This is a genomic window from Chryseobacterium carnipullorum (genome assembly GCF_900142785.1).
GTDB classification, from domain to species: domain Bacteria; phylum Bacteroidota; class Bacteroidia; order Flavobacteriales; family Weeksellaceae; genus Chryseobacterium; species Chryseobacterium carnipullorum.
Window position 1 is genome coordinate 1 of sequence record NZ_FRCD01000036.1, and the last position, 6,982, is coordinate 6,982.

Sequence of the window (6,982 nt, forward strand, 5' to 3'; positions counted from 1 at the left end):
GTCGTGAAATTTCAGACGCTTTATTATTTGGTGATTAGAATTCTCATTAGATAATGTTACAAAACGACCTTCTAAATGATTTACATAATTCGGATGCTTTTTTCAGTTTTAAAAAAGCACATTATTCACATTTCATTAGTTTCAAAAAGCTATTTTTGTGTTACAAAAAAAAACATAACCAGACAAATAACCACTATGAAATATAAAAACATCCGAGAAGAAGAACTAAAAAATAAAGTCGGAGCAGATTAGTTTGTAAATCGTCAGCGTAAAAATGGACATGAATTTTGATAACGCAGCCATGCTTCACATACTCAAAAAACTAGGCTATACTTATTGCGGCGAGGTTTACCTGGCAGGCGGTGAAAGAAAAGCTTTCGAGAAACTTCTTTAATCATAAAATCTAAAAACTAAATGCTTGAGAATCTCACATTTTACCTGATCCTGGTGATCATAACCGTTTTGCTGGTGATGCTTGCCAAAAAAATAAAAGTTGCATATCCGGTTTTGCTGGTCCTGGCCGGTCTGGGCATCAGTTTTATTCCCGGCACGCCTAAAATTCATATAGAACCTGAACTGATATTTTTTATATTCCTGCCGCCACTTTTGTATGAAGCTGCCTGGGCGACTTCGTGGAAAGAATTGTGGCGCTGGCGCAGGATTGTGGTCAGTTTTGCTTTCGTGGTGGTGTTTATTACCTCTTTGGTTGTAGCTTTTGCCGCCAATCATTTTATTCCTGGATTTTCGCTGGCGCTGGGTTTTCTTTTGGGTGGAATAGTTTCGCCGCCGGATGCCGTAAGTGCTGGAGCGATTTTGAAATTTGTAAAAATTCCGAAACGGTATTCTTCGATTCTTGAAGGTGAAAGTTTGCTGAACGATGCTTCATCATTGATTATTTTCCGCTTTGCAATGATTGCAGTTGCGACAGGACAATTCATCTGGCAGGAAGCTGCCCTTAGTTTCCTGTGGATGTGTATCGGTGGTGCTGGAATCGGAATCCTTGTAGGGATTTTCTTTATGAAGATGCACCGCTTGTTGCCAACTGACGCCAATATCGATATCGTGCTCACGCTCGTGGCGCCGTTCTTCATGTATCTGGTAGCGGAAGAGCTTCACGCCTCTGGTGTTTTGGCTGTAGTTTCTGGTGGTTTGTTGCTTTCCAATAGAAGTCATTCGTTTCTGGCTACTTCATCGCGTTTAGGGACGCTAAATGTCTGGAGCAGTTTGGTTTTTTTGCTGAATGGTATTGTTTTTATGATGATTGGGCTCGACCTTCCACAGATTGTTTCAGGGCTTGAAACAGACTTGTTCACAGCATTCGGTTATGGCGTTTTGATTACAGTTATTCTGATTATAACAAGAATCGTTGCGGCTTATGGCGCCGTATTCACCACGATGATTATGCGTAATTTCATCACTGTTGCCACCGACAAAATCCAGGCTGGAAAGGACCTGCTTTAATCGGTTGGACGGGAATGCGCGGCGTGGTTTCACTGGCTGCTGCACTTTCTATTCCGCTGACTTTGCACGATGGAACGCCCTTTCCGCACAGGAACTTGATTTTATTTATCACTTTCGTGGTCATTCTGCTCACTTTGGTGGTTCAGGGATTGACGCTGCCTTTTCTCATCAAAAAATTCAAAATTCAGGATCCTGATTTTACCCGCTCTGAAAAGGAAATCGATTATGAAATCCGGAACGAACTTGCAAAAATAGGAGTGAAGAGAATCCGGGATACCCATTTCGAAAAACTTGAAAAATTCCCGGCGTTACAGGATCAGTTGCAAACCTGGGAAAACCGTGTCAACAGTTCGGAAGTAATTCTGAATTTTCCGGAATACCGTGAAATTTACCTGGATATCATAAACCAGCAGCGCGAATGGCTGATTTCCAAAAACCGTGAGGATATTCTGCTGGATGAAGAAATTGTACGTAAACATTTAAAAATGCTCGATTTACAGGAGGAAAAACTGGGAATGCATTAAATTTTTAAAACAATGAACTTTGTTGACGTGGAGAGTAATTCTTTTGTGCTAAAGTTTACCATAATATTCTATTTTTATTTCTTCTTAATTTTATATTATGAAAACATTTGATTCAATAAAATTAAAATTAGACAGTCTAGAAAATAATGCAGAGCGAATAAAATTTCTTAAATCAATACAGGAAAATCCCAATATTGGAAGACATGATTTAAGAAGAATTGTTTGTAATACGATCTTTTAGTCGAATATCTTTGCGGATAAACTGATTACAAATCAAAAATTAATCTAAAATTACTCTAAAACTATTTGATAATGCGGTTTTACTCATTCTTATTCTTAATGATGTATTGTGTTTTATATTCTCAATCAGATCAATTACAGTCTGAATATGAAGTTATCTATAAATTCAAAATGTATCCTGATACTTTGTCTAAAATTAACCCAGATGAAGAATATTTATCCTTATTAATAAATAATAATAAATCATTGTTTAAATCTACTCAAAAAGCTAAGACCGATTCAATTGTGTTGGCTATTGGTAAACAACAATTTGCAAATCCAGTTAATGGTAAAGTGATGTTGAATATGGAAAAAGTACCGACTGTTAAATTTAAATCAGAAGTTTTTAATGATGGAGGCAAACTGATGGTTTTTAAAGAATTATTAAGAAATCGTTTTTCATATCCTTTGGAGGATCCTATAAGTTGGGAAACAGAAAATGAATCGAAAATTATAGGTACATTTAAATGCAAAAAAGCTGTTGGAAATTATAAGGGTAGGAAGTATGTATCGTGGTATACTGAAGATATTCCGATTCCTGACGGCCCTTATGTATTCAAAGGTCTTCCAGGTTTGGTATTAGAAGTTTATGATACAAAAGATTACGTTAATTTTTCTATGGTTAGTTTTAAAAAGGTTTCAAAACCAATTGTTCCCATGAAAGATGTGGCGCCTACTAAATATGATAATTTCTATAAAGCGAGACAAAACTATTTAGATAATCCGGCAGGGATGATATCAAATCAGACAGGATATTCTCTAAAGCCAAGTCACGTTGCCAGAATTAACAGTAATGCTAAAAGATCTAATAATTTTATAGACTAAATTTAATTAATTTATAGATTTAGATGCACCTAATTAGGTGCATTTTTTATATATAAATCTATTCTCTAATTTTATAACTCAATTTATTTATACTTTTGTCATGTGAAAAGTCCAATTCAATTATTAAAATTTTCGGATGATGAGAATATTATTATCCCTGTTCTCCCTGCTAAAGTAAAAGCAGGTGGTTACGGAAGTTTTGAAAGTCCGGCACTTGATTTTCCTGAAGATACTATAGATCTTCTAAAGCTTCTGATAAAAGATAAAGAAACAGTTTTTTTTGCTTTTGTAACAGGTGATTCCCTTAATGGAATAGGAATATTTGACGGTGATATTTTAATAATACAAAAGGGAATGTTACCGAAAGAAAATGATGTGATCATTGTTTTTTTAGATGGAGAATTTTATGTAAAAAAATACAGACCAAGTTTCAAAGAAAATTCATCAAGTCTGGAAAGTATTACATTAAAATCTGAAAATCCTGAGTATTTGGATTTATTTATTTCTTCGGATTCAGATTTTACTTATTGGGGAAGATCTACTTGGAACCTACATAGATTATAATAATGTTCGGATTAATTGACGGAAATAATTTTTATGCATCCTGCGAACGCATTTTCCGTCCCGATCTACGGAACAAACCTGTTATTGTACTATCCAATAATGATGGATGCGCCATTGCCCGAAGTCCAGAGGCTAAAGCACTCGGTATTAAAATGGGAGCTCCTGCCTTTCAAATAGAAGATATAATCAAAAAATATAACGTAGCAGTATTTTCAGCAAATTTTGTATTATACGGTGATATTTCCAATCGAATTGTCAATATCAGCCGTAGATACTGCCGAGATATAGAAGTCTACAGCGTGGACGAATCTTTTCTTGATTTTCATGGTTATGAATATTTAAATTTAAAAGATCATTGCAACGACCTTAGAAATACTGTTTTTAATGGTTTGGATATTCCTTGTAGCATTGGTATTGCGCCAACTAAAACATTGGCTAAAGTCGCCAATAAGATAGTTAAAAAGCACTCAAATGAGTTAGGACACACTTACGTTATTGATTCTCAAAATAAGATAGAAAAAGCCTTGAAATGGTTACCATTGGAGGACGTTTGGGGTATCGGAAGAAGATACGCAGAAAGGTTTTCAAGAATCGGAGTAAAAAAAGCTTGGCATTTTACTCAATTGCCAGAAGCGTATGTACAAAAGGAAATGGGTATTTATGGTTTGAGAATGCACAAGGAATTGCGAGGAATACCTCAATATGAACTTTCCGAATATAAAGAAAAAAAAGGTATTGGTACAAGCAGAACTTTTGACAAAAGAACCGATAATTTAGAAGTTTTGAAAGAACGAGTTTCAACATTTGCATTTAAATGCTCAGAGAAACTACGAAAACAAAATTCTTGCTGTAATTTCATCACAGTTTTCATTACTACAGACCGTTTTAAAGCTGATTTAAAGCAGTACAGCAATTCTATAACACTTGCATTGCCAAATCCATCAAGTTCAGCAATTGAATTGTCTGCAATGGCTTTAAAAGGTTTAGAAAAAATATACTTACCTTTTTTTCAATACAGAAAAGCTGGCGTAATGCTTACTGAATTTGTGCCAGACACCGAAAGAATGACAAGCTTATTTGATGAAGATTTTCACGAAATACATAAACCTATCATGACTGTAATTGATAGAATGAACAAAAGGTTAGGTGCTGATAAAATCAAATTAGCCTCTATGGATGTTCAGAAAACTTGGAAAATGAATCAAAAAAATCTTTCTCCAAGATATACTACTGACATTAATCAAATAATTCGAGTAAAAAGTTAATAGTTTTTATTAGATAGTTGTGTATTAAAAATGAATACTGTATATTTGCAGTATACAAGCATTTAAACTAAATAGAAAACCTTAAATAATAAAAATAATGAATATGATCAGACCAAAAATTCCGCACAGGATTAAAAATTTAAAATTATGCCCATATCTTCATTTAGCCACAAAGGTTTAGAAAAATTATTCGTCGAAGGAGACGGAAGTAAAGTTCAATCACACTTAGTAAAAAAATTAAGTAGATTATTATTTATGATTGATACATTAGAGAAAGTTCCTGAAGATTTAAAAGGATTGCAGAATTTAGCACCTCACAAATTAAAAGGTAATTTATCAGAATTCTGGTCAATTAGCGTTTCAGGGAACTATAGGATTATATTTAAGTTTGATAGCACAAATCATGAGGCAACTCATCTTGATTTGATAGACTATCATTGATTACAAAAAGTTTTATAAAAATGGAAAGACATAAAAGTCTAAATATCCATGTTGGGGAAATATTGAAAGAAGATATTATCGATCCCGCAAATTTAACGATTGGTGATGCCTCAAAGCTGTTAAACACAACAAGGCTGACACTATCAAAAATTATCAACGGAAAAAGTTCAATTACTCCCGATATGGCATTACGTATAAGTTATGTTTTTGGAGGATCTGCCGATTTTTGGCTAAGATTACAAAGAAAATATGATCTTGCAAAAGCAGAAGATAATTTTCACAAGGACACATTGACAAAGCATTCTTATAATTAAAAGAATGCTTTTATTTTAATACACTATTTTTTTGCAATTTGTGTACAGATACGAGTAAGCACAATTTTTGCACATTCATTTTCTATCAATCCTAAGAACATGTGCTATAATTTCAATTCCAAAGGTGTAGATCTTAAAAAGGCAATGAAAGATTTTGATGCTGAAGAAGTTGATACTACTAATTTCAACATAGGACTAATCAATGCCTTTGTAAAACAGACGAAACCAACAATTCCTGCAATAGTTAATCATAACGGAATTTTATTGATCCCTACGTATTGGGGTATTAAAGAAATAAAAAAATATCCTACCTCTGGTTTAAATCTAAAATCTGAAAAAACATATCGTGATTATAAAAATATTGAAAAGAATAGATGTTTAATTCCTGCAACTTCATATTACGAAGGAAAAAAAGTGATCTTACCGACAAATAAAGCAGGTTCGCAGAAGCACGAAATGTTTTGGAAAGATCGAACACAATTTTATATTGCCGCATTTTATGATTTTTGGTCGGATGGTAACATTGGTTTTGGACTTGTAACCACAGAGCCAAACGAAGTACAAGCTCCCATCCATGATAGAATGATCATTACGCTTGATGAAAAAATGGGAAGAGAATTTTTAAATCAAAAACCAATTGAAGAATTTCAATTTCCTAATTTCTCGCCAAATCTTGATTTTCTAAATTTAGAACCGGAGAAAACTTCACAAACACTTTTTTGATATGAGCATACAAGATACAGAACAAGTGATAATGAATATCACTATGGATATGGCTGAAGATCCAGAAGGAGTTTACAATGATGTGATGGAACTCATCCGTGAAGAAGCGATTGAAAAAGAAATTGAATATGATGGTTATTATCGTATTAAATGGGAAGAAGAAGCTGAAAATGTAATGACCTTCGATAAAGACTATTTTGAAAATAAAGATCGACGAGATTTATATATCTTTAAGTCTGCATTGGATGATAAAGAAATTTTTCATCTATTGCATTACATCTGGAACTTAGCAAAAGGTGAAGATTTAAATGAAAATATATTACATCGAGAAATATATACTTTACAAGAAAAAGGAGTTAAATTTTAATTATGGAATTTATTGAAGTAATAGAAAGCAAGGAACAAGTTTTAAAAATGATCAATGAAATAATTGATGATTATAAAAATGATGAAGGTAATTTAGAAGGAGAATATGAAAATGAGACAGTATAGGGGTCAGTCGACGAAAAGTAAAATTTTGTACGTTAAGGATAAAATCTATTAAAAGGTTTTGTTTTAATAGATTAAACTGATTTAATTAATCGGT

Annotated in this window: 8 protein-coding genes and 1 pseudogene; all 9 read left to right on the top strand. The window is 33.3% G+C overall.

Features of this window, described 5'->3' with window-relative positions; genetic code table 11:
• Positions 1-414 precede the first annotated feature (414 nt).
• Positions 415-1,985: pseudogene (locus BUC06_RS23015) on the top strand (Na+/H+ antiporter).
• A 312-nt stretch (positions 1,986-2,297) separates the two neighbouring features.
• Positions 2,298-3,089 (top strand): GLPGLI family protein, encoded by a 792-nt coding sequence (locus BUC06_RS23020; RefSeq protein ID WP_073336943.1) that lies wholly within the window; start codon positions 2,298-2,300, stop codon positions 3,087-3,089.
• 102 nt (positions 3,090-3,191) lie between these two features.
• Positions 3,192-3,653: a LexA family protein gene (locus BUC06_RS23025; protein ID WP_073336945.1), complete on the top strand. Its 462-nt coding sequence runs from the start codon at positions 3,192-3,194 to the stop codon at positions 3,651-3,653.
• Between the two features lie 2 nt (positions 3,654-3,655).
• The gene (locus BUC06_RS23030) at positions 3,656-4,918 is read left to right on the top strand and encodes a Y-family DNA polymerase (RefSeq protein WP_073336946.1); all 1,263 of its coding nucleotides are present in this window, start codon (positions 3,656-3,658) and stop codon (positions 4,916-4,918) included.
• Positions 4,919-5,065: 147 nt separating this feature from the next.
• Positions 5,066-5,359 (top strand): type II toxin-antitoxin system RelE/ParE family toxin, encoded by a 294-nt coding sequence (locus BUC06_RS23035; RefSeq protein ID WP_073336948.1) that lies wholly within the window; start codon positions 5,066-5,068, stop codon positions 5,357-5,359.
• A 20-nt stretch (positions 5,360-5,379) separates the two neighbouring features.
• On the top strand, positions 5,380-5,673 hold the full coding sequence (locus BUC06_RS23040; RefSeq protein WP_073336950.1) for a HigA family addiction module antitoxin: 294 nt from the start codon (positions 5,380-5,382) through the stop codon (positions 5,671-5,673).
• A 144-nt stretch (positions 5,674-5,817) separates the two neighbouring features.
• Entirely contained in the window at positions 5,818-6,396 is a 579-nt protein-coding gene (locus BUC06_RS23045; protein ID WP_167367464.1) for an SOS response-associated peptidase family protein, read from the top strand.
• Between the two features lies 1 nt (position 6,397).
• Positions 6,398-6,763, top strand: coding sequence for a hypothetical protein (locus tag BUC06_RS23050; protein ID WP_073336954.1), 366 nt, complete (start codon positions 6,398-6,400; stop codon positions 6,761-6,763).
• Positions 6,764-6,765: 2 nt separating this feature from the next.
• Positions 6,766-6,888, top strand: coding sequence for a hypothetical protein (locus BUC06_RS24340; RefSeq protein WP_262487941.1), 123 nt, complete (start codon positions 6,766-6,768; stop codon positions 6,886-6,888).
• Positions 6,889-6,982 lie beyond the last annotated feature (94 nt).

Excerpts from the sequence above, each read along its gene's own strand:
- BUC06_RS23035 (WP_073336948.1), top strand. The coding sequence starts at position 5,066 with ATGCCCATATCTTCATTTAGCCACAAAGGTTTAGAAAAATTATTCGTC.
- BUC06_RS23050 (WP_073336954.1), top strand. The coding sequence starts at position 6,398 with ATGAGCATACAAGATACAGAACAAGTGATAATGAATATCACTATGGAT.
- BUC06_RS23040 (WP_073336950.1), top strand. The coding sequence starts at position 5,380 with ATGGAAAGACATAAAAGTCTAAATATCCATGTTGGGGAAATATTGAAA.
- BUC06_RS23020 (WP_073336943.1), top strand. The coding sequence starts at position 2,298 with ATGCGGTTTTACTCATTCTTATTCTTAATGATGTATTGTGTTTTATAT.
- BUC06_RS24340 (WP_262487941.1), top strand. The coding sequence starts at position 6,766 with ATGGAATTTATTGAAGTAATAGAAAGCAAGGAACAAGTTTTAAAAATG.
- BUC06_RS23045 (WP_167367464.1), top strand. The coding sequence starts at position 5,818 with ATGAAAGATTTTGATGCTGAAGAAGTTGATACTACTAATTTCAACATA.
- BUC06_RS23030 (WP_073336946.1), top strand. The coding sequence starts at position 3,656 with ATGTTCGGATTAATTGACGGAAATAATTTTTATGCATCCTGCGAACGC.